Origin of the sequence: Paenibacillus sp. cl130, assembly GCF_900116035.1 — a bacterium.
Taxonomy (GTDB): Bacteria; Bacillota; Bacilli; order Paenibacillales; family Paenibacillaceae; genus Paenibacillus; species Paenibacillus polymyxa_B.
In genome coordinates, this window is sequence record NZ_FOYG01000002.1 from 252,406 (window position 1) to 279,343 (window position 26,938).

30 protein-coding genes are annotated in these 26,938 nt (G+C 46.5%); all 30 read right to left on the reverse strand.

What is annotated here, in order from left to right; translation table 11 throughout:
• Positions 1 to 76: 76 nt before the first annotated feature.
• The 30 genes from BM358_RS07565 to BM358_RS07710 all read right to left on the reverse strand — a co-directional run bounded on the left by BM358_RS07565 (position 77) and on the right by BM358_RS07710 (position 26,771).
• The gene (locus tag BM358_RS07565) at positions 77 to 826 is read right to left on the reverse strand and encodes a class I SAM-dependent methyltransferase (RefSeq protein WP_028540600.1); all 750 of its coding nucleotides are present in this window, start codon (positions 824 to 826) and stop codon (positions 77 to 79) included.
• A gap of 526 nt (positions 827 to 1,352) precedes the next feature.
• Complete coding sequence (gene spo0A, locus BM358_RS07570) at positions 1,353 to 2,156, reverse strand: sporulation transcription factor Spo0A (RefSeq protein WP_091002009.1); 804 nt, start codon at positions 2,154 to 2,156, stop codon at positions 1,353 to 1,355.
• Between the two features lie 216 nt (positions 2,157 to 2,372).
• Positions 2,373 to 3,533 carry a SpoIVB peptidase gene (gene spoIVB, locus BM358_RS07575; RefSeq protein WP_023989240.1) on the reverse strand — a complete coding sequence of 387 codons (1,161 nt, stop codon included), beginning with the start codon at positions 3,531 to 3,533 and terminating at the stop codon, positions 2,373 to 2,375.
• Between the two features lie 123 nt (positions 3,534 to 3,656).
• Complete coding sequence (gene recN, locus BM358_RS07580) at positions 3,657 to 5,375, reverse strand: DNA repair protein RecN (RefSeq protein WP_028540598.1); 1,719 nt, start codon at positions 5,373 to 5,375, stop codon at positions 3,657 to 3,659.
• Positions 5,376 to 5,433: 58 nt separating this feature from the next.
• The gene (gene ahrC / locus BM358_RS07585) at positions 5,434 to 5,883 is read right to left on the reverse strand and encodes a transcriptional regulator AhrC/ArgR (RefSeq protein WP_013310809.1); all 450 of its coding nucleotides are present in this window, start codon (positions 5,881 to 5,883) and stop codon (positions 5,434 to 5,436) included.
• A 16-nt stretch (positions 5,884 to 5,899) separates the two neighbouring features.
• Positions 5,900 to 6,376 (reverse strand): hypothetical protein, encoded by a 477-nt coding sequence (locus BM358_RS07590; protein ID WP_028540597.1) that lies wholly within the window; start codon positions 6,374 to 6,376, stop codon positions 5,900 to 5,902.
• A gap of 155 nt (positions 6,377 to 6,531) precedes the next feature.
• A complete protein-coding gene (locus BM358_RS07595) occupies positions 6,532 to 7,383 on the reverse strand; it encodes a TlyA family RNA methyltransferase (RefSeq protein WP_028540596.1) in 852 nt (283 codons plus the stop codon).
• 76 nt (positions 7,384 to 7,459) lie between these two features.
• Positions 7,460 to 9,358, reverse strand: coding sequence for a 1-deoxy-D-xylulose-5-phosphate synthase (gene dxs / locus BM358_RS07600; protein ID WP_023989244.1), 1,899 nt, complete (start codon positions 9,356 to 9,358; stop codon positions 7,460 to 7,462).
• 107 nt (positions 9,359 to 9,465) lie between these two features.
• Positions 9,466 to 10,389 carry a polyprenyl synthetase family protein gene (locus BM358_RS07605; protein ID WP_023989245.1) on the reverse strand — a complete coding sequence of 308 codons (924 nt, stop codon included), beginning with the start codon at positions 10,387 to 10,389 and terminating at the stop codon, positions 9,466 to 9,468.
• The gene (xseB, locus tag BM358_RS07610) at positions 10,361 to 10,621 is read right to left on the reverse strand and encodes an exodeoxyribonuclease VII small subunit (protein ID WP_013310814.1); all 261 of its coding nucleotides are present in this window, start codon (positions 10,619 to 10,621) and stop codon (positions 10,361 to 10,363) included. Before xseB ends, BM358_RS07605 begins: the two co-directional genes overlap by 29 nt.
• On the reverse strand, positions 10,611 to 11,975 hold the full coding sequence (gene xseA / locus BM358_RS07615; protein ID WP_023989246.1) for an exodeoxyribonuclease VII large subunit: 1,365 nt from the start codon (positions 11,973 to 11,975) through the stop codon (positions 10,611 to 10,613). Before xseA ends, xseB begins: the two co-directional genes overlap by 11 nt.
• A gap of 12 nt (positions 11,976 to 11,987) precedes the next feature.
• Positions 11,988 to 12,845, reverse strand: coding sequence for a bifunctional methylenetetrahydrofolate dehydrogenase/methenyltetrahydrofolate cyclohydrolase FolD (gene folD / locus BM358_RS07620; protein WP_023989247.1), 858 nt, complete (start codon positions 12,843 to 12,845; stop codon positions 11,988 to 11,990).
• 37 nt (positions 12,846 to 12,882) lie between these two features.
• Positions 12,883 to 13,332 (reverse strand): transcription antitermination factor NusB, encoded by a 450-nt coding sequence (nusB, locus tag BM358_RS07625; RefSeq protein ID WP_013310817.1) that lies wholly within the window; start codon positions 13,330 to 13,332, stop codon positions 12,883 to 12,885.
• Positions 13,333 to 13,467: 135 nt separating this feature from the next.
• Positions 13,468 to 13,701: a DUF2273 domain-containing protein gene (locus tag BM358_RS07630; RefSeq protein WP_023989248.1), complete on the reverse strand. Its 234-nt coding sequence runs from the start codon at positions 13,699 to 13,701 to the stop codon at positions 13,468 to 13,470.
• 15 nt (positions 13,702 to 13,716) lie between these two features.
• The gene (amaP, locus tag BM358_RS07635) at positions 13,717 to 14,256 is read right to left on the reverse strand and encodes an alkaline shock response membrane anchor protein AmaP (protein WP_013310819.1); all 540 of its coding nucleotides are present in this window, start codon (positions 14,254 to 14,256) and stop codon (positions 13,717 to 13,719) included.
• Between the two features lie 73 nt (positions 14,257 to 14,329).
• A complete protein-coding gene (locus BM358_RS07640) occupies positions 14,330 to 14,743 on the reverse strand; it encodes an Asp23/Gls24 family envelope stress response protein (RefSeq protein ID WP_028540595.1) in 414 nt (137 codons plus the stop codon).
• Between the two features lie 125 nt (positions 14,744 to 14,868).
• The gene (accC, locus tag BM358_RS07645) at positions 14,869 to 16,212 is read right to left on the reverse strand and encodes an acetyl-CoA carboxylase biotin carboxylase subunit (protein ID WP_023989250.1); all 1,344 of its coding nucleotides are present in this window, start codon (positions 16,210 to 16,212) and stop codon (positions 14,869 to 14,871) included.
• 61 nt (positions 16,213 to 16,273) lie between these two features.
• Complete coding sequence (accB, locus tag BM358_RS07650; RefSeq protein WP_023989251.1) at positions 16,274 to 16,765, reverse strand: acetyl-CoA carboxylase biotin carboxyl carrier protein; 492 nt, start codon at positions 16,763 to 16,765, stop codon at positions 16,274 to 16,276.
• A gap of 138 nt (positions 16,766 to 16,903) precedes the next feature.
• Positions 16,904 to 17,728, reverse strand: a complete 825-nt coding sequence (locus BM358_RS07655; protein WP_028540594.1) for a SpoIIIAH-like family protein — start codon at positions 17,726 to 17,728, stop codon at positions 16,904 to 16,906.
• Between the two features lie 62 nt (positions 17,729 to 17,790).
• Entirely contained in the window at positions 17,791 to 18,432 is a 642-nt protein-coding gene (gene spoIIIAG, locus BM358_RS07660; RefSeq protein ID WP_023989253.1) for a stage III sporulation protein AG, read from the reverse strand.
• A 16-nt stretch (positions 18,433 to 18,448) separates the two neighbouring features.
• Positions 18,449 to 19,219, reverse strand: a complete 771-nt coding sequence (gene spoIIIAF / locus BM358_RS07665; protein WP_023989254.1) for a stage III sporulation protein AF — start codon at positions 19,217 to 19,219, stop codon at positions 18,449 to 18,451.
• Positions 19,220 to 19,258: 39 nt separating this feature from the next.
• The gene (spoIIIAE, locus tag BM358_RS07670) at positions 19,259 to 20,449 is read right to left on the reverse strand and encodes a stage III sporulation protein AE (RefSeq protein ID WP_023989255.1); all 1,191 of its coding nucleotides are present in this window, start codon (positions 20,447 to 20,449) and stop codon (positions 19,259 to 19,261) included.
• A gap of 12 nt (positions 20,450 to 20,461) precedes the next feature.
• Positions 20,462 to 20,851 carry a stage III sporulation protein AD gene (gene spoIIIAD / locus BM358_RS07675; RefSeq protein ID WP_013310826.1) on the reverse strand — a complete coding sequence of 130 codons (390 nt, stop codon included), beginning with the start codon at positions 20,849 to 20,851 and terminating at the stop codon, positions 20,462 to 20,464.
• A gap of 8 nt (positions 20,852 to 20,859) precedes the next feature.
• Complete coding sequence (gene spoIIIAC, locus BM358_RS07680) at positions 20,860 to 21,063, reverse strand: stage III sporulation protein AC (protein ID WP_010345636.1); 204 nt, start codon at positions 21,061 to 21,063, stop codon at positions 20,860 to 20,862.
• Positions 21,064 to 21,075: 12 nt separating this feature from the next.
• Positions 21,076 to 21,594, reverse strand: coding sequence for a stage III sporulation protein SpoIIIAB (gene spoIIIAB, locus BM358_RS07685; RefSeq protein WP_023989256.1), 519 nt, complete (start codon positions 21,592 to 21,594; stop codon positions 21,076 to 21,078).
• Positions 21,587 to 22,582, reverse strand: a complete 996-nt coding sequence (gene spoIIIAA / locus BM358_RS07690; protein WP_023989257.1) for a stage III sporulation protein AA — start codon at positions 22,580 to 22,582, stop codon at positions 21,587 to 21,589. Before spoIIIAA ends, spoIIIAB begins: the two co-directional genes overlap by 8 nt.
• A gap of 411 nt (positions 22,583 to 22,993) precedes the next feature.
• Positions 22,994 to 24,247 (reverse strand): aspartate kinase, encoded by a 1,254-nt coding sequence (locus tag BM358_RS07695; protein WP_028540593.1) that lies wholly within the window; start codon positions 24,245 to 24,247, stop codon positions 22,994 to 22,996.
• Positions 24,248 to 24,443: 196 nt separating this feature from the next.
• Complete coding sequence (gene efp, locus BM358_RS07700) at positions 24,444 to 25,001, reverse strand: elongation factor P (RefSeq protein WP_023989259.1); 558 nt, start codon at positions 24,999 to 25,001, stop codon at positions 24,444 to 24,446.
• Between the two features lie 33 nt (positions 25,002 to 25,034).
• Entirely contained in the window at positions 25,035 to 26,108 is a 1,074-nt protein-coding gene (locus BM358_RS07705; protein WP_028540592.1) for a M24 family metallopeptidase, read from the reverse strand.
• 81 nt (positions 26,109 to 26,189) lie between these two features.
• On the reverse strand, positions 26,190 to 26,771 hold the full coding sequence (locus BM358_RS07710) for a YqhR family membrane protein (protein WP_023989261.1): 582 nt from the start codon (positions 26,769 to 26,771) through the stop codon (positions 26,190 to 26,192).
• Between the last annotated feature and the right edge of the window lie 167 nt (positions 26,772 to 26,938).

A 26,938-nucleotide genomic window follows, 5' to 3' on the forward strand; every position in this document is an offset into this window, starting at 1 on the left:
AATCTTTATTCACTTATTCCATCAAACTTATAAGTTTTAAAAAAAGGATACCCAGAAACGGGTATCCCTTTATGTTTTACTTCCTAGCAATCACCATAAATCGTTCTGAATTTGTCCTTATTCCTATTTCGGTTTGATTGTCTATAATAAATTGTTGGAGTATTTGAAAATCAATTTCTTTTTCTCCGAAGTTAGAAATAGTCGGAGTGTGTTTCAAGAGGAATATTAAGTCTGCAGGAGTCTGATAATATTCGTTTGCATTGAATTCAAATGACTGTATATCGTTAAAGCCCGCATCACTTAATTCGGTAATATATTTAGCTTTTAACGAGTCTTTCTTAGCACCCCAAGCCTGTCCTCTTCCAAACGCTTCTTTAATATTTAATTTGTCGTTTTCGCTTACTTGCTGTGTCAGGAACATACCACCCTTTACTAACACCTTTGCTATCTCTTTTGCATAAAAACATGAATGTCGAGAAGAGATTACATTAAAGAAGTTCTCAGGAAAATTTAGATTTTCAGCATCCATCTGGAGAAAACGAACATTTGCTATGTCTGATTCAGCAGAATTCTTGGTTGCTGTTTCAATCATTCCGGTGGAATGGTCAATCCCAACTAGAAGTAATGCAGAATCTGCTATTGATAAAATTGCTTCCCCGCCGCCAGTACCGATATCAAGCAATATATCCGACTTCTTGCATGTCTTCGCCACTTCATTGTAGAAGTCCCATTTTACTCCTTTGGAGATACATTTCACATTGCTGAAATCCCATCCGTTGATTTTTCCAACCTTATCATAAAACTCTTTATATTCTATTGAATTCATTTTTCTTCCACCTTCCAATTAAGGATAAAAACTACGAGTTAGCAGACCGATATCATTCAGAATTTTAGTTTTTGTAGCCAAAAGGATAGACTTCTCCCTTGACGGCTGGTACGCGTTTTTTCCAGCCCGGAAACTAAATACCTCGAACAATACGGAATGACATCCGATTCACCTCATTTGAAAGATTGTTTTAATTATATTTCTTATAGAGCTTGTCGATCAAGCAATAGTTCAATAACAATTCCAACTCTCTCCCTTGGTAGAACGACGACTGATAGCAATGAAATGACGATAATTGAAGAAAACTTTAAATTGTCCAGTTGAAATTGAAAATCGTTCATAAAAAATACCGCTCCTTTACTGGTTCTTGGAAGAACCAATAAAAAGGCGGTATTAGTTTTCTACTATTCAGAAGTTTATCGGTAATCTGGGCGGCTGTTTTGGAGATTAGAAGCCATCCCTGCAATTATCATTGATAAACGTCAAACCCCAAAAATCCCTTGCTTCATCAATCATTCTGACTCTTTCAGGACACCTTATTCTCAATCCGCAGCTTATCTGCCACCATCGCTATGAATTCACTATTGGTTGGTTTGGACTTACTGATATTAATGGTGTAACCAAACAGATGTGAAATGCTGTCGATATTTCCTCGGGTCCATGCTACCTCGATAGCATGACGAATGGCGCGTTCTACGCGAGATGCCGTCGTTTTGAACTTTTCGGCGATTGCCGGATATAATGTTTTGGTGATGGCTCCCAAGATTTCGATATTATTGTACACCATCGTAATGGCTTCGCGTAAATATTGATAGCCCTTGATGTGAGCTGGTACACCAATTTCATGTATGATGGCCGTGATACTGGCATCCAGGTTTTTCGTCTTACCCATAGGTACTACGTTGGACCGCATGGATGAAATGGTTACCGGACTGCTGCTAACTAACTGCGGTCCCACCAATTGGCGAACACGGTTAGCCAGCACTTCCATGTCAAACGGCTTCAAAATATAATAAGATGCCCCGAGCTGTACGGCCCTCTGTGTAATATTTTCTTGACCGAATGCAGTCAGCATAATGATTTTCGGCTGTGGAGTCACGTTCATTTCTCTCAAACGCTCCAACACACCGAGACCATCCAGGTGAGGCATAATAATATCTAAAATAAGTACATCAGGTATGTTGCGGGATTCTGCGATGCGTTGGAGCACTTCTTCGCCGTTATAGGCGATTCCTGTAACTTCCATATCCTCCTGATCGGAAATATATTCAGCAAGCAAATTCGTAAATTCCCGGTTGTCATCAGCCAACAATACCTCAATTTTTTGCAATGTACTTCCTCCTCATTGAGTGATATTCCATTGTGATATCTATTTACAGTATATAAATATTTCTTGTCGGAGTATATGATTTCGACATCGAATTATGAATTCCTTCTGTCGAAAATTATTTTTATTTATTTTTTTTAGAGTTTCTATTATAATTGATTCTTTATCTTGCAATTATGAGTTATTCCCCTGCTTTTCGACAAAAAAATCTTAAGGCCACTAGCTCGCCTTAAGATTAGAAGATGATTTCAAGCTTACGTTATTCTGCATGATTCCTGCATCGCGCAGCATCCATTCGATAAAACAACCGTAACCTGATTTAGGATCATTCACAAATACATGTGTCACAGCCCCGATAAGCTTACCATTTTGGATAATCGGACTACCGCTCATTCCTTGCACGATTCCCCCGGTCTTATCCAGCAGCTTTGGATCTACAATGCGAATCACAAGTCCTTTGGTTGCCGGTTTGTCCTGCTGAGAAATGTGTACAATTTCCGCCTGAAACCGCTGAATTTGTTGACCTTCCAGTACAGTCAAAATTTCTGCAGGTCCTTCTTTTACTTCATTCGCAAGGGCCACCGGAATAGGAGTCGAATACAATCCATATTGCGGCTCATCTGACATTTTCCCAAAAATTCCGAAATTCGTATTTCGTTCAATATTTCCTAATACCCGATGATCTTTGAGAAAATGAGCGCGTTTTTCTCCTGGTTCCCCACTTTGGCTTTTCGCAATTGACGTCACATTGGATTGCACAATCTCTCCGCTCCCCACGACAATAGGGGTTTGGGTATTCATATCGGTAATTACGTGACCCAAGGCCCCGTATACACCCTGGTCCGGTGCGTAAAACGTTAATGTACCTACACCTGCAGCCGAGTCCCTAATATACAACCCAAGCCGCCACGCTTTATCATCTTGATCATATGCTGGTGTTAACTTGGTGGAAATGGTCTGCTCCCCTCGACAAAGCGTGATGTCGAGCGGTTTTTTGTTCTTACCTGCTTCGTCTACTGCCTCAGCAACCCTTGCCAGGCTATTGAGTGGCTTGCCGTTCATGTGTGTAATTCGATCCCCTAGGCGAATCCCTGCTGTTTCACCAGGTGACACCTTACGATCATTACTTTCCTGAATGATATGGTGACCGACGACAAGCACTCCTGAAGATTTTACTTTGACCCCAATCGTCTGCCCCCCCGGGTATACTTTTAAATCGGGGACTACACTTTCTTGGGTTGTCCTCATGCTTTTAGAGCCGAACAAATCCAAAGAAGCTTGTGGAGGCAGCGCTGCTTGCACATACTGAGCGTTACCGATAGAACACATAAGAAAAACAAGCAAAAGACCGAGCAATTTGATCCTGGAGTAAAAATTCAATGGCTGTCACGCTCCCTTTGCTTCTTTCGCTTGACGAGTAAAGGTGGTCGCCAATTGCGTACCTATAAGGTAACCTTGCCCCCAGGCTTTTATAACTGTTAAACATTACGCCAGCCGCTCTTTTCAGGCTTTCTTTCCTTCCGCCAAATTCAGCATTTCCTGTGCGTGATGCAATGTTTTTTCGGTAATTTCCACGCCGCCCAGCATCCGTGCCAATTCCTTGACACGCCCGTCCTCCGTAAGTCCCTCAATTTGAGTCATGGTCCGTCCATCATGAACATTTTTCTCAATAAGGTACTGATGATCTGCCATACATGCCACCTGTGGCAAATGAGTAATGGAAAACACCTGACAAACGGAAGATAAACGATATAGCTTCTCGGCAATGGATTGAGCTGCACGACCACTCACCCCGGTATCCACCTCGTCAAAAATGAGTACTGGAATTTGATCATGACGCGCAAAAATACTTTTCATCGCCAACATGATACGTGATAGCTCACCGCCTGAAGCGATCTTACCAAGTGGACGTAGTGGCTCACCTGGATTGGGGGAAATAAGAAATTCCGCATTATCTATGCCTTGCTTGGTAGGCCTTACCTTCAGACCTTTATACTCATATCCGCGTGGATCTTCAATTGGATCAATGCGCACCTTGAGTGACGTTCTTTCCATCTGCAGGTCTTTTAACTCCTGCTCCACTTGCTCTGCAAGCTCTTCAGCACAAATTTCACGTGCTTCTGTAAGCTCTTCTGAAATCTCCAGCAAATCGGAAAGCAACTCATCCCGTTTTGCAATGAGCTGCTCCAGCCGCTCATCTTTATTTTCCAGCAGATCGGTTTCCTGCTCAATACGGCTATAGTATTCCAAAATCTGCTCTATACTATCACCATATTTTCGCTGTAATCCGGTAATTTGATTCAAACGTTGCTCCACTTCATGCAGCTTGCCTGGATTAAATTCAATATCCTCACGATAAGAACGTAATTGGAATGCTGCGTCCTCTAACTGGTAAAAAGCAGACTGAATCTGCTCCGCAATGGGCTGAAGGCTTTTGCTGTCATAGCTTTGGACATCGTTCAATCTGGACAATACGTTATTGATCGTATCCAGCCCACCTCTGCCGCTTAGCAGTTCGTATGCCCCTGATATCCCATCCATCATTTTCTCACTATGGGATAGCTTGACCCGTTCCTCTGCCAATAATTCATCTTCTCCCAATTTCAACTCCGCCGCAGCGATCTCTTCTAATTGAAATCGGTACATATCCAAAAGCTGATAAGCCTTTTGACTGGAGCTTTGCAGTTCTCTTACTTCTTTTTCCGCTTTGACAAAAGCATTGTAACGCTCACGGTAAAGCGTTTTGACTGGACCGATCACCGAATCACCGAACGTATCCAGCAGTGCCAGATGGCGATCTGCACGTAGCAGGCTTTGATGCTCATGTTGCCCGTGGATATTGACGAGTTGCTCACCTACCTCACGCAGCATCGTTAAATTAACCATCTGACCGTTAATTCGAGAAGAGCTTTTCCCCTGAACCGTAAGTTCGCGACGAATCAGCAAATGCTCCTCCGCATTAGCCTTAATCCCTTGTTCCTCAAGTGTATTCCAAACTGGATGTTTTACCGGCAGCTCAAACAAGGCTTCCATCTCTGCTTTATCACAACCGTAACGTACTAGATCAGCAGAGCCCCTACCGCCTGCAATCAGCCCAAGCGCATCGATAATAATGGATTTACCAGCACCTGTTTCCCCGCTCAAGACATGAAACCCTTTATAAAAATGAACATCGACGGCCTCTACGACCGCCAAATTCCGTATAGACAAAGTGACCAGCATCGTTCTTTCACCTCTATGATGTACAAATTAAAACGCCTAATATGCGTAGCCATTATAATTAGGAAATATAGCCCATAAGACGATTCACGATAGCTTCGCTGTTTTCTTCCGATCGGCAAATAATCAAAATGGTGTCATCTCCGCTAATCGTACCCATAATCTCGGACCATTCAATATTGTCCAATAAAGCAGCAATCGAGTTGGCTGTTCCCGGCAGACACTTCATCACAATCAGATTGGTTGTGTAGTCAATATGCAAAAAGTTATCGACCAACGTACGTTTCAGTTTCTGGGCCGGATTGTAGCGCTGATCTGAAGGCATTGAATATTTATATCTGCCATCGTCCATTGGAACCTTGATCAGCAGCAGCTCCTTGATATCACGCGATACGGTCGCCTGTGTGACCTGAAAACCAGCCTTACGCAATGCTTCAACCAGATCATCCTGCGTCTCAATCTCATGTTGTGAAATAATTTCCCTAATTTTAATATGTCGTTGACCCTTCATATAATCCTCCTATGGATTAACCTTCATATTCCTCTTCTTCGAGGTCTTCCACTAATGTAATAAGGCGAATACTTCGCTCGTCCGTATCAACGTACAATACACCCGCGCAACCCGGATAGAGCAACAAATACGGCATGAGCCTGTCCCGTAAATCAGGACCACTCCACTCCATTGGTTTCTTGCGGCGTGACGTTTTGACCATATATGTCGAACCGTTTCGTACAGCCACGTAGTCTATAAACAAACGGCTATACACGGTATGTCCATTCACTTTAAAAGCAAGCGGTATTTTCATTTTCCCACCGACTACTTCATAACCTGCTTCTTCGAGTATATCTATAGCAGGCCCTTCATCCAAATCCTCGTTAATCGGTATTGTCTTTAGCACAAGCGGCCCTGGCTCCTTCAACCAGGCACGCAGGCTATATAAAGCCCATATCCCTAATATCACCCCGATTACAGCGATGATAATCGTATCATATCTTGTGTCCATGGACCGATCACCTCATGGACATATTCTAGGACAAGATGTAAAATTCCTTTTCCTTTGTACATCTCATTATAGGCGAACGTGAGTTCTACAATCAATCCCTCACACCAAAAAGAGGTTCCCTTAAGTTCACAGAACTCATGGAGAACCCCTGAATGTTACTTACGCGATGGACCATTATTAAAAGTCTGACCTGCTTCCTGAACGGTACGTTCAATTAGTGGTCTGAAATCCATATTCTCCAGCTGCGATTCTGCAGCAGGAAGCCCATCCAAACGCCAATGCGCTAAAAATTCAATATTGCCTTCTCCACCTGTAATAGGCGAATAAGCCAAACCTTGCAGCGTAAGTCCAAGCTCATGCGCAAACATCAGAATGGTCTGCAACACTTCTTTATGCGTAGCAGGATCACGGACCACACCGGATTTTCCGACCTTTTCGCGTCCAGCTTCGAATTGCGGCTTGATTAGAGCTACAATATCAGCAGGTTGATGCAACAAGGCAAGCAACGGGGGCAAAATAATACGTAATGAAATAAACGAAACGTCAATACTTGCGAAATTCGGGACAGAACCATTCAAATCCGCAGGTGTCATATATCTGAAATTCGTTTTCTCCATTACGCATACGCGTTCATCATTACGAAGCGACCAATCCAGCTGATTATAACCCACATCAATGGCGTATACGTATTCCGCTCCATGCTGAAGTGCACAATCCGTAAAACCTCCAGTGGACGAACCAATATCCAGCATTGTCCTGCCCTTCATATCCAGCTCAAATTGACGAATGGCCTTCTCTAGCTTTAATCCTCCACGGCTTACATACGGATGCACCGAACCCTTAACTTTAAGCTCGCTGGCGCGTGGTACCTTCATACCCGCTTTCTCTATCCGTTCGCTGTCCGCCAGCACTAGACCAGCCATAATCGCAGCTTTAGCTTTTTCACGGCTTTCAAAAAAGCCTTGTTCTACAAGTAATACATCAATGCGTTCCTTCGGAACAGACATGTTAATCTCCCTTTAGGCAGCCAGGCTGCTCTTGTCATACTTTTTAAAAATGTCATGGTCTTCGCTTCAAATTACCCTATACGGATTGTCCCATGCCATATGCTGGTTCAGCAGCCCATTTACGCAGCTTTAAGCATACATCTTCAATGGTAAGCCCTACTTCAGCACGCTGCTCTTTGATGGAGCCATGCTCCACGAACAGATCGGGAATCCCCATTAGGCGCACCTGCGCCTCTTGTATTTCGGCTTTGGCGTAAAATTCCAGTACAGCGCTACCCAAGCTTCCTGCTTCAGAAGCTTCTTCCAATACGATTAGCTTCGTATGCTGACGAGCCAGCTCACGCAACATATCCTCGTCCAAAGGCTTCAGGAAACGGGCATTCACTACGCCCACTTGCAACCCTTCACGTTTCATCGCCTCCGCAGCCTCTGTCGCCACCTGGAGCATCGGTCCTGATGCAATTACAGCAAAGCCCTCACCCTTACGCAGGAGCTCCCAACTGCCGATGGAAATAGCCTGTAATTCTTTATCCAACGGCACGCCAACCACATTAACACGCGGGTAACGATAAGCAATTGGACCGTCTTCATAGTCGAGCGCTGTTTTCATCATATGGCGTAGCTCGTTCTCATCCTTTGGCATCATAAGCACAAGATTCGGGATATGACGTAGGAATGCCACATCAAACACGCCATGATGAGTTTCCCCGTCAGCCCCAACAAAACCTGCACGGTCAATCGCGAACATTACGTTCGCATTATGACGACAGATATCATGCACAATCTGGTCATAAGCACGCTGCATAAAAGTCGAATACACCGCAAACACCGGCTTCAGCCCTTCCATTGCCAACGCAGCACACATGGTAGCTGCATGCTGTTCAGCAATGCCGACGTCAATCATACGGCTAGGAAACTCTTTACTAAACGGTACCAGTCCTGATCCACCAGGCATAGCAGGCGTGACCGCAACGATGCGCTCATCCTGCTCAGCCAGCTCAATCAGCGTTCGGCCGAAAATTTCCGTATACATCGGATTACCTACAGCTTTGAGTACCTGACCCGATTCAATTTTGTAAGGGCTGATTCCGTGCCATTTGTGTGAATCTGCCTCTGCAGGTTTATAGCCCTTGCCCTTGGTGGTTACGACATGCACCAATACAGGGCCAGTGACATTATCAGCCTGCTGGAAGGTTTCGATTAGCTTCGGCAAATCATGCCCGTCCACTGGACCGAGATACGTAAGTCCCAGTTCCTCAAACAGTACACCAGGCACCATCATATATTTAAGACTGTCCTTGACACGGCCAGCCGATTTGGCAAGTTTACCGCCGATCGCGGGTATTTTTTTCAGCAAGACTTCCAGCTCATCTTTTGCTCGCAAATAATGACGGTCCGAGCGGATTTTACTCAAATAATTATGCATGGCCCCCACATTAGGTGCTATGGACATTTCGTTGTCATTCAGAATGACCATTAAATTTTTGCGCTCATGTCCGATATGATTCAACGCTTCGAAGGCCATCCCCCCAGTCAACGCGCCGTCTCCGATCATTGCAATGACTTTATTGTCCTCGCCCTTCAAATCTCGAGCCAAAGCCATTCCCATTGCGGCCGACAGAGAAGTGCTGCTATGACCGGCTTCCCAAACATCATGCTCACTCTCGCTTCTTTTTACAAAACCACAAAGTCCATCACGCTGACGAAGTGTATCAAAACGATCCATTCGCCCTGTCAATATTTTGTGTACGTAGGCTTGGTGCCCAACGTCATAAATCATCTTGTCCTTCGGACTGTTATAGCAATAATGCAGGGCGATCGTGAGCTCAACCACTCCCAGATTCGATGCCAGATGCCCCCCAGTCACGGACAGCTTCTCAATCAAAAAGCTCCTGATTTCCTCGGCCAGAGAAGCCAACTCCTCAACCGACAGTGATTTCAGATCGCCTGGTTGCTTTATGTGTGGAAGCAGCACGCATATCTCCCCGCTTTCCTTCAAGTTTGTGTGTAAAGTTAACAAGTATTATATCACACTTTTTGACTGTGCTTAAACGCAGACAAGTCAAAACAGCTCTAAGGCAACTAATGATCACGCTTCATCAGGTAATCGGCTATCTCCAGCAAACGAGAAGAATCGGGAATACCGCTCTCTGTTATCACTTTTTTAGCAGATGCGGTGAGTTCCTCCACCTGCTGCAAAGATGCGTCCATACCAATGAAATACGGATAGGTAACCTTCTCCTGTTCAACATCACTTTGCGTTTTCTTACCCATTTTGCTCTCATCGCCTATGAGGTCCAGTATATCGTCCTGTATCTGAAAAGCCAGCCCCAAGTCTCGTCCAAAACGGCGAAGCGCCTCTAATTGACTCTTGTCCGCCCCACCAATCCGTCCACCTGCCAAGAGCGAGAAAATAATCAAATCAGCAGTTTTATGAAGATGGATATATTCCAGTTCCTCGATCCCCGTCATTCCTTGCTCGCCTGACATATCGGCAACCTGTCCGCCTACCATGCCCCGCGCGCCACTCATTTCGGACAAATCCTCGACAATGGACAATAGCGCATCGGATGAAACACCGTGACGCCGTCCTGCTTGCACAATGCTGTAAAAGGCATGGGTCAACAAAGCATCACCCGCAAGGACAGCAACCGCCTCGCCGTATACCTTATGATTCGTCAGCTTACCTCGCCGATAATCATCATCATCCATGGCTGGCAAGTCGTCATGAATGAGGGAGTACGTATGTACCATTTCTACCGCACATGCCACTGGCAGCGCAGCTTCCCTACTTCCACCGAATGCTTCAGCAGCAGCGATCACAAGCAGAGGCCGCAGCCGTTTTCCGCCTGCGGTAAGTGAGTAATTCATGGATTCTCGAAGAACAGCGGGAATGTTCCAATCGACCGGGAACTGCTCGATCAGTGCGGATGAAACTACATCCGTCGTCCCGGTCAAATATTCCTTGAACGACGGTCTATTCAAGCCCTTCACCGCCGTTTTCATCCAATCCACCGCCAAAAGGCTTCTTGCGCAAATCTCCATCCTCTTCCACGATCATTTCAATTTTACGTTCAACCTGCTCCAGCTTCTGACTGCAAAGCTGAGACAGCTTCATCCCCCGCTGGAACAAATCAATGGCTTGCTCCAGAGGAACGTCTCCATGCTCCAGTTGTCCGACAATTTCTTCAAGAGCGGCCATAGCCGCTTCAAAATTCAATTCCGTTTCATTCGCCACCGTGCTTCGCGTCCTCCTTCATTCCCCATACTTGGCAGTCCAACTGCCCATCACTTACTTTAATCTTGATGGAATCTCCCGGCTGTACGTCTTTGAGCGACTTAATCAGCCGTTTCTCCTGCTCATCGTATACCAAGCTATAGCCTCGGGCCATGACTTTGAGTGGGCTCAGCGCATCCAGCTGACGAATTCCCGTGTGCAACTGCTGCCGTCCCGTTTTCGTAATAGCACGCATCGCAGACTCCAGCTGACGTTGCGCCATATCCGTCTGCTTGCGTGCCGAACGAATTTGTTCACGCGGATTAAACCGCTCTAGTACCTGACGCATACGTGCGTTCTTTTCTGCGTTCAAACGCGAACGGTTACCCGCTGCGCGAATCAGCCGCTGATGCAGCATGTCCATTCGCTCTGCATGCTGTAGCATATAACGGCGTGGGTGCAGCAGAACTGGCGAACGCTGAAGCCTCGCCAAGCGTTCACGGCTGGTTTCCAGCCGCTGCCGGAGGGCGTTGCGCAACCGTTGCTCACGTTGGAGCAGCTGATCCCGTAGCTCTGCCTGATTAGGCACAGCCAACTCGGCTGCTGCGGTTGGCGTTGCCGCACGCAAGTCAGCCACAAAATCGGCAATAGTAAAATCCGTTTCGTGTCCAACTGCCGAAATAACCGGAATGACCGATGCGTAAATGGCGCGCGCAACCGCTTCCTCATTAAAAGCCCACAGTTCTTCCAACGAGCCACCTCCCCGTCCGACGATCATCACCTGAACCTCTTGCATACGATTCATAGCTTCAATTGCCTTGATTATCGAGGGTGCGGCACCTTTTCCTTGTACGAGCACAGGATACAACACAATTCCAGCCTGCGGGTATCGCCGTTGAAGTGTCGTAATAATATCACGCACAGCCGCTCCGGTCGGTGACGTAATCACGCCAATGGTTGCCGGATGGGCAGGGAGATTACGCTTACGAGCAGTATCAAACAGTCCCTCTGCATCCAGCTTTTGCTTGAGCTGTTCGTAAGCCAGATAAAGGCTCCCTATGCCGTCAGGCTGCATTTGAGTTGCATAAAACTGATATTGTCCATCTCGTTCGTACACGGATACGTTTCCCCGGGCAATAACACGCGTACCTTCTTTCGGTACGAAAGGGAGCCGCTGATTATGGGTTGCAAACATAATCGAACGTATGCGACTCCCCTCATCCTTGAGCGTAAAGTACATGTGACCACTCGAATGATGCGTAAAATTAGAAATTTCCCCGCGTATCCATACATCAGACAGCACCTGATCCGATTCCAGTTTCATCCGGATATAACGATTCAGGTCCTTTATAGAGTAAATACGTTGTTCAGCCACAGGCAGCTGCCCTTATGCCAAACCGTGCGACCGCTTGGCCGCTACAAGCGTATTTTGCATCAGCATCGTAATTGTCATCGGGCCTACTCCGCCGGGAACAGGCGTAATCGGACCAGACACTTGCTTCACGCTCTCAAAATCAACGTCCCCCGCCAACTTTCCGTTCTCCAGACGGTTCATCCCCACATCTATCACTACCGCTCCGGGCTTCACGAACGAAGCATCAATAAAGTTGGCTTTGCCGATCGCAACGACTAAGATATCCGCTTGTCGACTTAGATCCGCGATATTCGCTGTACGGGAGTGGCACATCGTAACCGTAGCATTTTCACGCTGCAACAATAAAGACACTGGCTTGCCTACGATATTACTGCGACCAATAACTACCGCATGTTTACCAGCTATCTCCACTCCAGCACGCTTGATTAACTCAATGACTCCAGCAGGAGTACAAGGCAATAGACTATCGTCACCGATGACCAAATTTCCTACGTTCACCGGATGAAATCCATCCACATCCTTCTCCACTGCAATCGCGTTAATGACAGCTTTTTCATGAATATGCTTTGGCAACGGCAGTTGTACCAAAATTCCATGGATAGTACTTTGATGGTTCAGCTTGTCCACCAGTTCCAGCAATGCTTCCTGCGAAGTATCTGCTGTTAACCGGTGAACCTCTGAGTAATAGCCGAGATCATGGCATGCCTTTTCCTTGTTTTTAACATATACCTGCGAAGCGGGATCTTCGCCTACCAATACAACAGCCAGTCCCGGCTGAAACCGGTGCTCTTTCAGACGAATGACCTCTTGCTGAATGCTTGCGCGAATATCCTGAGAGATTTGTTTACCATCAATGATCGGTGCTGACATGTTTATCCACTCTCCAACCTGATTCAGTAGTCTCTACTTAAAAACGTGCTTTCAATTGCTCCAGTTCTTGAATCACTCGTCCCAGTACACCATTAACAAATTTACCGGATTCCTCGGTACCAAAGTGCTTCGACAATTCAATCGCTTCATTAACAGCTACCTTAGCTGGAACATCCTCACGGAAAATCATCTCATATGCCGCAAGTCTCAAAATTTGACGATCTACACGTGAAAGTCTGCTGATCTGCCAGCCTTTAAGATAATCCACCAACAGCCCATCAATGGCTTCCTTGTGCTCCCACGTACCCCGCACATGCTCCAAAACATACGCTCTTAACACTGCCGCGTTTTTAACGACAACTTCCGCTTCGTTTTCCTCAGCGGCTTCCTGAAGCAACATGTCCACGGCTGCTGCCGCATCCACTTCATTCATTTCCATATGGTACATACTCTGTACCGCTAATTCCCTCGCCAGACGTCTTTTCATGCCCTGCCTCCTACGCTTGCCTATATCTATTTTTCATTCTAACCAATTTCCACAAAAAAACCTGTGAACGCATCCTCCAAAACGTTGGGCGCAAAGAAGCTACAGCTCTATTTTGGAGAACACGTATCACAGGGTTCATTTAAAAGGACGCCAACGCTGCGACAACCAATCGCCCCATTCCTTCCAAGGGAGGAATGAACCAAGCGCTGAATCGCTACGTCTTCCTAGCGTATATCCGATGAACACCATCAATGCAAAGAACAACATATTCCAAAAGCCTGCCCACAAATAAATAAAACCGAAAAAAATACCAGCCGTGATCCCCATGATCCGGCCCTTGTAACTTCCCCATATTTCTTTCCAGGGCATCAGGGAAAATCACCTCTATTCCACACGACTCTTAAAGCTGGGTGACTGAGAAACATTAGCGATGTACACCGACACATTGGACACAGGAATTCCTGTAATTTCTTCCACATGATCGTGTACCCCCTTTTGTACCTCGGAGGTTAACACCGGAATGGAGCTTTCCCCGTCTACAACCGCCCGAATCGTAATATCAAGTCCCGATTCCAACACGCGAACGCGTGCTTTCAAATCCTGCATCCCGCGAAATCGGGAAGCTGCTTTGAGGCACAAATTTTCAATGGTGTCCACTGAAATCTGAATGTCACCATATTCCGTTCGTTGATCAATAGAATGCTGTACGGTTTGGTTCCGTCGAATAGAGATATAAAAAAAACGAAGACTCAATAACAACAGAACCCCTGCAATAATCAGGCTGGTAAACCACACCACTCGCTCATCCTCAATACTTAAAACATACGGAATGGCCCCGCTCAGGAGGAGGATGGCGAGAATGGAAATAATTCCGATACTTAAGCTGTACAAGAACAGCAGAAGTCTGTCCATAACTTTAGCCACGAAACGCACAGCCTCCTTAAATTAGAGTAAACCCTCGACCCATAAGGGTCGGGGGTTTGTACAAAGTATCGCTCTATTTAACCCGTCCGGCGCCCAGCACTTCCGGCTCTTCTACTTTTTCGGCACTTTTGAATTGAACATCATGAATTTGCACGTTCACTTCAACAACGTTAAGACCTGTCATGTTCTCAATCGAACGCTTAACATTATGCTGAATAGCAGCAGCCACCTCAGGCAGACGGTTACCGTACTCAATAATGACGGAGACGTCTACAGCAGCTTCACGCTGTCCGACTTCCACTTTTACACCTTTAGATAAATTTTTGCGGCCTAGCAATTCGGCAAACCCACCAGCAAATCCGCCACTCATTCCCGCAACGCCCGGTACCTCAACGGTAGCCAGTCCGGCAATGACTTCAATAACTTCTGGGGCAATTTGAATCTCCCCAATTTCTGTACGTTCGAATTCGGTTGGCACTGTGCTCATACCTTCAACACCTTTCGGTCAAAATAAGTTTCATTCCAGCTTTGGATTTCAAAGCAGACATGCTCACTTATTATCCATACTATATCATTTGGCGTTCATTATGACAAACTGAGGAAATATACCGATTAAACTTCGTTTTCCTCCAAAAATTTAATATCAAAATCGCCTTTAATAAAGGTAGGATGCTCTAGCAAGCGCTGATGAAAAGAAATCGTTGTGGGTATGCCCTCAATAGCAAACTCAGACAAAGCCCGCTTCATTTTGGCAATTGCATCTTGCCGTGTAGGTGCCCACACAATCAGCTTGGCGATCATAGAGTCATAATAAGGAGGAATGCTATAACCTGGATATGCTGCGCTGTCTACCCGTACTCCAGGACCGCCTGGAGGCAGATAAAATCCGATTTTACCCGGTGCAGGCATAAAATTACGATCCGGATCCTCAGCATTAATACGACACTCTATCGCCCAGCCATTGATGGTGACTTCTTCCTGCGTAAAGGAAAGCGGATGTCCTTCAGCGACAGAAATCATTTCCTTAATCAGGTCTACACCAGTAATCATTTCTGTTACTGGATGTTCTACCTGAATACGTGTATTCATTTCCATGAAATAGAAATTATTGTCCGGGCCAAGCAAAAATTCGAGAGTACCTGCACCAGAGTATTGAACGGCCAAAGCTGCACGAACAGCTGCCTGACCCATTTCTTCACGAACATCCTGCGATAGTACAGGACATGGTGCTTCCTCCAATAACTTCTGACGACGACGCTGCACAGAGCAGTCCCGTTCGCCCAAATGGGCAACATTACCATGCTTGTCCGCTATGATCTGTATTTCCACGTGTTTCATACCGGTCAAGTATTTTTCTAGGTAGACACCCGCATTGCCAAATGCTTTTTGCGCCTCCTGCTGAGCGGTAGTGATTTGCTGAATGAGGTTATCCTCATCTTCGGCGATACGAATACCTTTACCTCCGCCACCTGCTGTGGCCTTGATAATTACCGGATATCCGATATCACGTGCGATGCTGATCGCATCCTGCAAATCCTCAACCAGCCCGTCTGAACCCGGAATAACCGGAACTCCGGCATCCTTCATGGTCTGCTTGGCTACGGCCTTATCTCCCATTTTGTTAATGGCTTCAGGAGAAGGACCAATAAACGTAATATTACACGATTCGCAAATTTCAGCGAAGTCTGCGTTTTCCGCCAAAAATCCGTAACCTGGATGAATGGCATCACATTCAGTCAATGTAGCAACGCTCATCAGATTCGTAAAATTAAGGTAGCTGTCCTTAGATAGTGTCGGTCCGATACAGTAAGCCTCATCTGCGAGACGCACATGTAACGAATCCTTGTCAGCTTCCGAATATACGGCAACTGTCGAAATATTCATTTCGCGGCAAGCGCGAATGATACGAACCGCAATTTCTCCACGATTCGCAATCAATACTTTTTGAAATGTCATGACTTTATCCTCCCTGGGAGTAGTCTTGCCGAACCCTCAAAAGAGGGTTCAAACAAGCTTTTTACTCCGGTTTCACAAGGAACAATGGCTGGCCATACTCGACCAACTGTCCGTTTTCGGCCAAAATTTCCACAATTTCGCCCTTCACTTCAGCTTCCAGCTCGTTCATCAGCTTCATCGCTTCAATGATACATACCGTTGTTTTTTCGCCCACTTTGCTGCCGATACTCACATACGGAGCCGTATCCGGAGATGAAGAACTATAGAAAGTGCCTACCATCGGAGATACGATTTTATGTAGATTGCTTGCATATTCCCTCGATTCCCCAGCAGTTGCAAGTCCAACATCGGACTGTACTTGTGGATTTGGAATAACAGCTTGTGGTGCCACTGCATAAGCAGGTGTTGCCACAGGAGCCTGTACCGTAACGATCTCGCTTTTGCCCGGTTTCCGGATCAACAGGCGAGTTCCTTCATTTTCAATTTCAAGCTCATGCACAGACGTTTCATCCACCAGCTTGATCAATTCCTTAATCTCGCTTAATTTAAACATCTCTATTAATCACTCCTTCAGCATTTTGCCGGTTGCTGATAACATTGTTGAAACAGCTTTATGTATTATATCACAATCATTAAAAATAGAAAGAGCCCGGAATAATGCAGAAATCCGGGCTTTTTCGCGTTTTTTGTCTTATTGTGTAACATACTGGACACTGATCTTATCCTGCGTTACATTCAGTTCCTTCATGACTTTATCGACAATTGTTACCGCTTGCTTAGCATCCAATTTTTCACTCAGAACCACTACTTTGTATTTATCAGCATCTTCCTCACGGACGACCGCATTGGCGAACTGCTGCTGAAGCTCTTCTTCAATTCCAGTAATTTTAGCCTGCTTATCTTCAAGTACATGTAGTTCCTTTTGAGCCTCAGCAGCTTTCTTTGGTGTGCTGTCGTTCATTGCGGTAGTCAGTTCATCATTTTTCTTCTGATTTTCCACATCCCGTTCCAGCAAATAGTTGTCAATCACTGCTGCTGCTGTAGGTTGGGCAGCTTGATCGGTTGCCACTTGATCCAGTACCTGCTGGTCGGTTTTGGCTGTAGAGGTTGCTTTGTCGTCACTTTGTGCTGTCGCGTCCGTTTTAGTCGCAGTTGTGTTTTGATCGGATGTCGCCGGTTCAGTAGTAGGGGCAGCTGCCGTATCTTTATCGCCTTTTGAGTTTTCCGTTGTTGGATCAGTTGTGGAAGCCGTATCCGACTTTGTAGAAGTTGCCGATGCTCCATCAGTTACTTCTCCATTCGTCACTACTTCATTTACCTTCAGTTCGTTCAATTGTTCCTCTGCCTTCGTCGTTGCTTCCTGTGCGGCATCCTGCTTAACCATGCTCACTTGCTCACTATCGGCTACTGGTGGATTTGCAGGGCTCGAGTCCTCCGTAAACAAATAATACGCAGACAGCACGACCATTAAACTCAGCATGGACACCAGCCAAACGGTTTGTCTTTTATTATTCATGTTCCGTCCTCCATATTCATTAATGGTTTAAAATATAAACTTCTTTGTTCCTCAATTCCATATTATCCCTGCTTGCGCGGTACGACTGAAATTTTGTAGGAAGGTACATTTAGTCCCTTCTGTACAGCATCGACAATTAGCTGCTTCACTGTAGGGTTTTCTGCCCCCATAGCCACAACAAGCACTCCCCTCACCTGCGGTTTTACTTTTTTTGTCACAATCGGGGTGTGCTGACCACCTGATGACTCATAGGTGACAATCTCGCCATCACGTGTATATTGAGTAGTGTGCCGTTGTCCACCATTGGCGTCCGTCTCGTTGTTCTCTTCCTGCATATCTTTTACATTGCGTTGAACGATAACTTCTTCGGTGGAATCTACCGTAACCATGACATCGACGGTTCCTACGCCAACAATCTGCTCCAGCATCTGTTTCATATTGTCCTCAAAAACCTTCTCGATCCCGGCAAAGGAACTTTCTTCACCTGTTGTTGTCTCTAATGTAGGCTCATTTTTCATCACGCCAGGCGGCTCACGCCCTACGTTTTCTGGATCGACCTTTTTCACATTAACGAATGAATTAAAAAGCATGATCGCTACACCGATAAGGCCAAGTATAAGCAGCCAACGAAATGAGTTGAATCTTTTCGCCCCATCCGCCCCTCCACCCAGCCATCGCTCCAGCTTTTTCAGCCATTTGCTCATTTCTGCTCACCTCCTGTTACCATTCATGTGTTCCATCCTGCGAAGAAACCACCTGAACATTTTTGCTGTCTATCCCCCATTTTTCACGTAGAAGTCCTGTAATTAAGTCAAAAGCTTTCGTATCCGTTGGTTTTCCGTCCTCAGCAGTTTTATCAGGATTACGATCATCTTCTCGCGTTCCTTCATTAAAATCTGAAGTTTTTGTATGTGTCGGCTCCACACGAATATTCACTGTCTTTTCGGCCACAGGCTCCACCATAATCGGCTTAGCATCTGCACCAGGCGAGACGTCTGTGTTTTTCTTTTCTTTTTCTGGCTGCTGCTCCGCCAATTTGACCACTACCGACTGGACACCCGTTCCTGCCTCCAGCCCCGATTCCTTCTGTTGAATCTTTGCAAGGGTAACCTGGACCGACTGAATTGCTAACCCAGTATACTGTTCCAATTGTCCTTTCATTTCCTTAGCTACCTCTTTGCCAGCCCATTGCATGGAGCTTTGTTCTTGCTGTTGCTTTAACTGGCTGCCTTTTGCCAAAATCTCCTCCAATGTCGGTTCCCTCTTGCCTGTCTCAGCCTGACGTTGAAGATCCAATGCTCGCCCTAAAACCTCGGAGGGGCTGCTGCTCAGTAAGCGCACGACCGGAGACAGCAACGTCAGCAGAATAAGCAGGCTGAGAACGAGTTTGACATACCTTTCCATAGATCGGCTCGGTAAGATCATATCGACAAAAGAAGCCAGCAACACGATTAGCACCAGTTCCTTAAGCCAACCTCCCAGCCAGGTCACGTCACTCCCCTCCCCCCTTGTTGGTTTACGTGCATTGGTTCACCTCATCATGACCGTCATATTTCCTGCTGCGAGCATGATTGTAATCGCAAGGAAGGACATTAAACCCACTGCCGCCAGTGCCGCGAAAACATAAATCATGCTCTTGCCGATCGCATCGAGACATTCCACAATAGGCGTATCACCCAAAGGCTGCATGATCGCTGCTGTCACTTTATAAATGAGAGCCAGTGTCAGAATCTTGAGAGCAGGAAATGCGCACAGGAACAAAATAATAATGACTCCTACCAGACCAATGGCATTTTTAACGAGCAGCGAAGCCGAAATGACTGTATCTGTCGCATCTGCCAACGCCTTGCCGACCACCGGAACAAAGCTACCTGTAATATATTTGGCTGTGCGGATCGTTAATCCGTCAGTAACTGACGATGTCAAGCCTTGTACCGAAATGACTCCTAGAAATATGGTCAGCAACACTCCCAGCACTGCTACTCCAGCGTTCCGCAACAGATCGGCTAGCTGGGTCAGTTTGTATTTGCCTGTCAGCGAGTTGACCAAGTAGAGCACAGCCGAGAAAAACAGTAGCGGGAAAACCAGCGTATGAATGACTGTTCCGACTGTGTTGATCATAAATACAATCAGCGGGTGGGTCACCGAAACTGTTACGACGTTACCCATCGAGGCTAACATGGTAAACAACAAAGGCAACATTGCCATCATGAAGTGAATCATGCTATCAATCGCTTCTTTGGCATAACCAATCGCTACACTAAAGCTATTAATCGCCAGAATGATAATGACCATGTATACGATAGCGTAGGCCACTTTGCTGACCTGTTTGCTTTCAAAAGCACTTTGCAGCGTTTCCAGCACCATACTCATAATGCTGAGCATGACGATGGTGACGAGCAACTTGGCATTTACCCGGATTTCATGGATGAAAAAATCAGCTATAGCGCTCAATACACCCTTTATGCTGAACCCTTCACCGCCTGGAAGCAGCATGTCCATGAAGGAAGGCGTTTTCTGATCAGGGAAAAATCCGCCGTATTGCTGCATGAGCCCGTCCCAATAATGTTCTACTTCATCTTTGGGCATTTGCTCCGCCTGCTGTCTGATCCATTCGTTTGTCGGTGTATCTGCAAAGAGGACCGCAGCTGAGGCACACCAGAGACATAGCAGCAACATTGCAATTACTTTGAGATTCGGCATGCCCCCTAGCCTTTTCATGGCATCACCCCCTCAGGCGGGCATCAGCTTCAGAATGGTATCAATAATAATGCTGATAATCGGGATTGCGAGCACCATAATGAGTACCTTTCCGGTAAGCTCAATTTTGGAAGCAATCCCGTCTTGTCCTGCATCCCGAACGATTTGCGCTCCAAATTCAGCAATATAAGCGATACCGATTATTTTCAATACGGTTTTAAAATAGATCATATCCATGCCTGAAGACCGGGCCAGTCGCTCCAGTACAGCAACCACAGATCCGATCTTGCCAATCAGCAGCAAAAAAATGACGATTCCCGCAGCTGTTGCAATCAAAAAGGCAAACATCGGCTTCTGTTCCTTAATGACTAAAATGAGGACTGTGGCAATGAGGGCGAAGCCCACCACCTGAATGATTTCCATGTGTCCACCTACTGAAAAAGAAAGATAGATTTGATCTCTTGCAGAAGGTTATCCAGCATTCGCACCACCATGAACAGGACCACGACGAAACCAATGACCGTTACCCAGTGGGCCATGTCTTCTTTGCCCATTTGCTTTAATACGGTATGAATCATAGCGATAATAATGCCAATTCCGGCAATCTGGAAAATTGCGTTCACTTCTAAATTCATTCGAGCACCCCGCTAATAGATCAAAATGACGATCAATGCTCCGATCAGCAGTCCCAGGCTCCTGCTCATACGCTCGTACCTCACCTGATCTGCCTGCGCCTGCGCTTCCTCATGGGATAACTGTTGGATGGTCAGCGCAATGTGCTTGATCTGGTCTTCACGGTCGCTGGTTCCAAGACTGTAAGCAAGCTGCCGCATCGCTTCCTTCTCGGCTTGCTTCATAGAGGAACGGTTCCACGAGTCCTCAATAGCTTTATGCAAGCTTTCTCTGGCAGTCAGGCCAAAAGAGGGGTGCATCCAGCGTGAGGCTTGCTGAAACAGAGTGCGCAGCGGCTCTCGCAAGGGCTCTCCTGTCTTGGCGAAAGCATCTGGTAGCGGAGACACCCCGTAGGAAACCTCGGTGGTCAATCTTTGCAGCGCAAGAATCAACTCCCTGATTTGCCGCGGCCTCATCGCAAACTGCCTTGCCCGCTGCCAGCCTGCCAGCGTAGCGGCCAGTATAACCAAGGCTGCACCCAGCAGCTTAAGCATAGGAGATGCCCCCATTCTGCCCTTCTCCAGGCAGTGTAAGCCTGCGCTGCTTGGCATCTGCCAGCCGAAATGAGACGCCCCGGCTCGTCCGCTCCAGCATGACGTAGAGTTGAAACAGCTCTTGTCCTGTAGTTAATCCAGCAAACGCAGACCGGGTCGCCATTTCAGCCACATCGCGACCATGTGCGGAAGCAATGACTGCAATGCCTGCATGAAGCGCTTCGCGCACCGCCTCCGCATCTTCCGGTCGTCCGATTTCATCAACAATGAGGACATCCGGTGACATCGAGCGGATCATCATCATCATGCCTTCTGCTTTCGGACATCCGTCCAATACATCGGTGCGAGGCCCGACATCAAAACCGGGGATACCTTTGTGACTACCAGCGATCTCAGAGCGTTCGTCTATAATGCCTACCTTGAGTCCATTCCGTCGCCCTCCGTTGCTTTCCATCCCTCCGTAACTGAGTTGCCGAGCCAAGTCCCTAAGCAGTGTCGTTTTGCCATGCTGAGGAGGGGACAAAATGAGGGTGTGCCGGATTTTCCCGGACATTCGATCTGCTACATAAGGCAATATCCGATCAGCTATGCCGGGAATTGCACGAGCAATTCTTACATTAAAGCTGCTTATATCCCTCAAATGCTCCACTCGTCCTCGGTTGAGCACGGTTCTCCCTGCCAAGCCAATACGATGACCGCCAGGGATCGTAATAAACCCTTTACGAAGCTCCTCTTCCATGGTATACAGGGAATGATTGCTGATAAAATCCAGCAGTCGGTGGGCATCCTCACGGTCAGGCTTATAGGCTTCCACATGGTTCAAAGTCAGCCGACCAGCAGACGTTACAAAATGATGATCACCATTTGCATTAATTTCCAACGGCCTTCCTTCCCTGACCCGGATTTCTTCCAGTTGCTTAAATACCGTTTCTGGAAGCCTTCCGAGTATACCGTGCAACGGTTCGGGAAATAACTCCAGCCATTCCATACCGATGCCGCCCCCTCACAGTTGTCCTTTTTCTTTAAGACAAGTCTATGGTTGACTCTCGCTTTTTATGCCGAAAATATATTGAAAACCTAGGCAAACTTTTGCTAACTCCTATCAACACTCAACAGACCTTTCTCCCGCTTGTTTAAGCACCATTCTCTAATTCGCACAAATAAAAAAGGGCCTCTCAAAGCCTTGTCGGCTAAGGGATACCCTTGGGTAGAAAAGATAGATTCAGCAAAAAAAGAGGCTGCCCCTCAGTCTAACTCTCACTGATGGAACAACCTCTTAACCTACTGCTGTATTCTATGATTTATCAAACTATAAATAGAGGGCCTGTATCAACCTTTACCTATCATAAGCATCGTTCCCATTAGACATATTCAGTGTCTAGATCTCACGTTGCAGTTATTAACGACGGTCCTGCGGTCCACCCACAAACGCTTGCTCCTCGGTGTCCAGGTTATAAGCTGTATGCAACGCCTGAATAACCTCATGAAGTTTACCCGCTTCAATTACACACGATACTTTGATCTCAGATGTGCTTACCATTTTAATGCTAACGCCTTGCTCTGCCAGTACGGCAAACATTTGCGCAGCAACACCCGGATGACTAACCATTCCTGCACCTACAATGGACACCTTCACCAGGTTTTCCTCAGACGTTACTTCACGGTACGGAAGCTCTCCACGAATACCTTCCAGCGTCTTCAGTGCTGCTTCACGATCCGTCAGAGCTACTGTAAAGGAGAAATCCGCTTTACCAGCTTCAACCCCGCTTTGTACAATAATGTCTACATCAATTTTGGCTGCCGCCAGTGTTCCAAATACTTTCGCCAGTACACCGGGGATATCGGCGACGCCCAAAATACTGATTCTTGCTACATTTTTATCATATGCAATCCCACTGACTACAACGCCTTGTTCCATTACTGCATCCTCCTTTACGACCGTTCCTTCATTATGGTTAAAACTGGACCGCACAATCAGCGGTACCCGGTTATGTTTGGCATATTCTACCGCACGAGGATGCAGTACAGCTGCACCCAAATTAGCTAATTCCAGCATTTCATCATAAGAAATTTCTTTTAACTTACGAGCAACCTTCACGATCCGTGGATCTGTTGAATATATGCCGTCCACATCCGTGTAAATTTCACAGGCGTCCGCTTGAATCGCCGCCGCCAGCGCAACCGCCGTCGTATCAGATCCACCACGTCCCAGCGTCGTAATGTCTCCCTCTGCAGACATCCCTTGGAAACCAGCTACAACAACGATCTTGTTGCTGCTCAGTGCATCCAGCACACGCTGAGGTTGAATATCCGTAATCCGTGCTCGACCAAAGTCAGATTCAGTACGGAAACCAGCCTGCCATCCCGTAAACGATACCGCTTCATGACCCAACTGCTGAATAGCCATCGACAACAAGGCGATTGAAATTTGCTCACCTGTCGTCATCAACATATCCAGCTCACGTGCAGGCAACTGCTCATTCAATAATTTGGCCTGGTCAATCAGTTCGTCTGTCGTGTCTCCCATTGCGGAAACGACCACTACACATTGATGCCCTTCACTCTGTTTCTCCACAACGCGTTTTGCCACGCGTTTCATGCGCTCCGTGTCACCGACGGAACTGCCTCCGAATTTCATGACATACAAAGACAACGATATTCACTCCCTCAGACTCAACAGTATGTAACCTTGAGATGGCACCAACGACTTGAACGTGACATCCTGCGGCATAACTTTAGTACAGTATAATACGAAAGTGCTGTACGGAGCCATTGTTTTTTAATATTAGTGCTTATAAAAATATCCCCTGCCCTTAACAAGGACAGAGGAAATCTAAAAGCTGCAAAATTTATGCGCGGGAAATGTATTTACCATCGCGTGTATCAATCAGCAATACATCGTCCTGGTTGATAAACAATGGAACCTGAACGTTCAGTCCTGTTTCAACTTTTGCATTTTTAGTAGCACCCGTAGCGGTGTTACCTTTAATACCCGGCTCAGTGTCAATAACCTTCAGCTCTACGCTGTTAGGCAGGTTAATCCCGAGAATTTCACCATTATAGCTAATGATGTTTACATTCATGTTTTCTTGCAGGAAGTTAAGTTCCCATTTCAGTTGGTCACTTGAAAGTGTGAATTGATCATATGTTTCATTATCCATGAATGTATGCTCGTCTGCGCTCGCATAGAGGTAAGACACACCACGGTTTTCAATTTGCGCGCGGCCGATCGTTTCACCCGCACGGAATGTACGTTCAACAGTGTTGCCGTTACGCAGGTTTTTAAGCTTGGAGCGCACGAATGCCGCACCTTTACCCGGTTTTACGTGTTGGAAATCCAGCACCGTAAAAATATCTCCGTCTACCTCGACGGTCAATCCTGTTTTAAAATCATTAACGTTAATCACTAAAATACCCCTCCTACAGGACTGTTATCGTTATTAAACGACTGTAAATTCTTTGCTCGAATGTGTTAATACCTTGATGCCGCTATCTGTAATAACGATATCATCCTCGATCCGTACACCGCCCAATCCAGGCACATAAATACCTGGCTCGACCGTTACCACCATGCCCGGCTCCAGAATATCATCGCTTGCCTTAGACAGGCGTGTAGATTCATGTACTTCCAGACCCAGACCATGACCTGTACTGTGCCCGAAATTGTCTCCATAGCCATGGCCAGCAATAATATCCCGGGTCAGTGCATCCGCTTCACGGCCTGTCATGCCCGGCTTAATATGTTCGAGTGCGTGAAGCTGCGCCTTAAGCACAATATCGTAGATTTCACGCAACTGGGGCGCCAAATCCCCTTGTGTAGCCACTGTACGTGTCAAATCGGAGCAGTAGCCATCCAGCAACGCACCAAAATCAAACGTAATTAGCTCGCCTGCTTGTACTAACTTAGCACTGGCTACGCCATGTGGCAATGCCGAACGAACCCCGGAAGCCACAATTGTGTCAAATGAAGAGGATGTAGCTCCCTGCTTGCGCATGAAGAATTCCATTTCCAGATCCAGCTCACGCTCGCTGACACCCGGCTTGATGTAAGGTAAAATGTGTGCAAATGTAGCATCTGCCAAATCCGCTGCCCGCTGCATCACTTCCAGCTCTTCTGCATCCTTGTACACTCGTAGCTTCTCCACAATGCCCGACACCGGAACCAGTGAAATAGGTGACAAATCTTCGCTATAAGCTTTATGCGTCGCAACAGTTACAGCGTCTTGCTCGAAGCCTGTTTCGCTGATCTGATGGGAAGACAGCAATTCTTTCACCGTTTCCATGACCTGTGCAGCGTGCTGCACCACCGTGAAGCCTTCGGCTTGTTCGGTCGCTTGCGTCATATAGCGAAAGTCAGTCAGCAAATAGCTATGGGATTCCGTAATCAGCACATAACCCGCCGAACCTGTGAAGCCTGTCAAATATCGACGATTGACAGGGCTAGTAATCAGCATAGCCCGCAGATTATGCTCGCTCAGCGCCTGCCGCAGCTTTAACACCCGGTCATTCTTCATCTTTCATTCCGCTCCCCTCTGTCAAATAACCAAATGCTATTTTAACACAGGGGATAGGCGCTTGAGAAGTTTTTGTTACGTTCAGCCCTCAGCTTTCTCAGGCTCGCGCTTTCTTTCATCCGTATACTCGACAGCAACGGTATATCCGATAAATAGTCCCCACAGTATAAACACACAAATTTCCGTATATAAGGAATTCCATGTTAACCGATCAGGAGCATTCATCATTCCTAGCTTAGGACCTGTTAATACAAATAAAACAACCCACCAAATCAGACCATACACAATTCCGGGTATAGGACCCTTAAATCTGCGCAGCAACAGAGTGTACACCAGTGAAGCTACGACGGATAATCCAATAAAAAAAAGTAGCCCTACCAGATGTCCCGCCATGGTGTTCATAAACGAATGCTTGAAAAAAGGCTCCGCGAGAAAGCCAGGCGCTACTACCGTAAAATGCAACTTATAAAACAGCCAGCGCAGCAATCCCCAGAGTAAACCCGCAAAAAAACCCAACTCAAGTGCAAAAGGAATGAGAGGCGTATGTATTTTGCCTGACTGCTGCCTGCCTCTACCACTGTCGTTATGATGACGTTGATCCTGAGATCCGCGAGACTGCTCCTGTTCATGTCCTATCTTGGGTATAGAGTAGGTTTCACTCATGTTGTTTAATCCCCTTTCAATATGCAAACTTTTCCCATCGTAAAGACAATTGCAATCGGAAATGCATGTACGTCCATCGGATTCTGCATTCCATTTTGCTAGGTAGTATGCTCCAAGGGGGAATAGTTTAACAATGAACAGGAATGCTGAATAATGGCAGCTTTCCA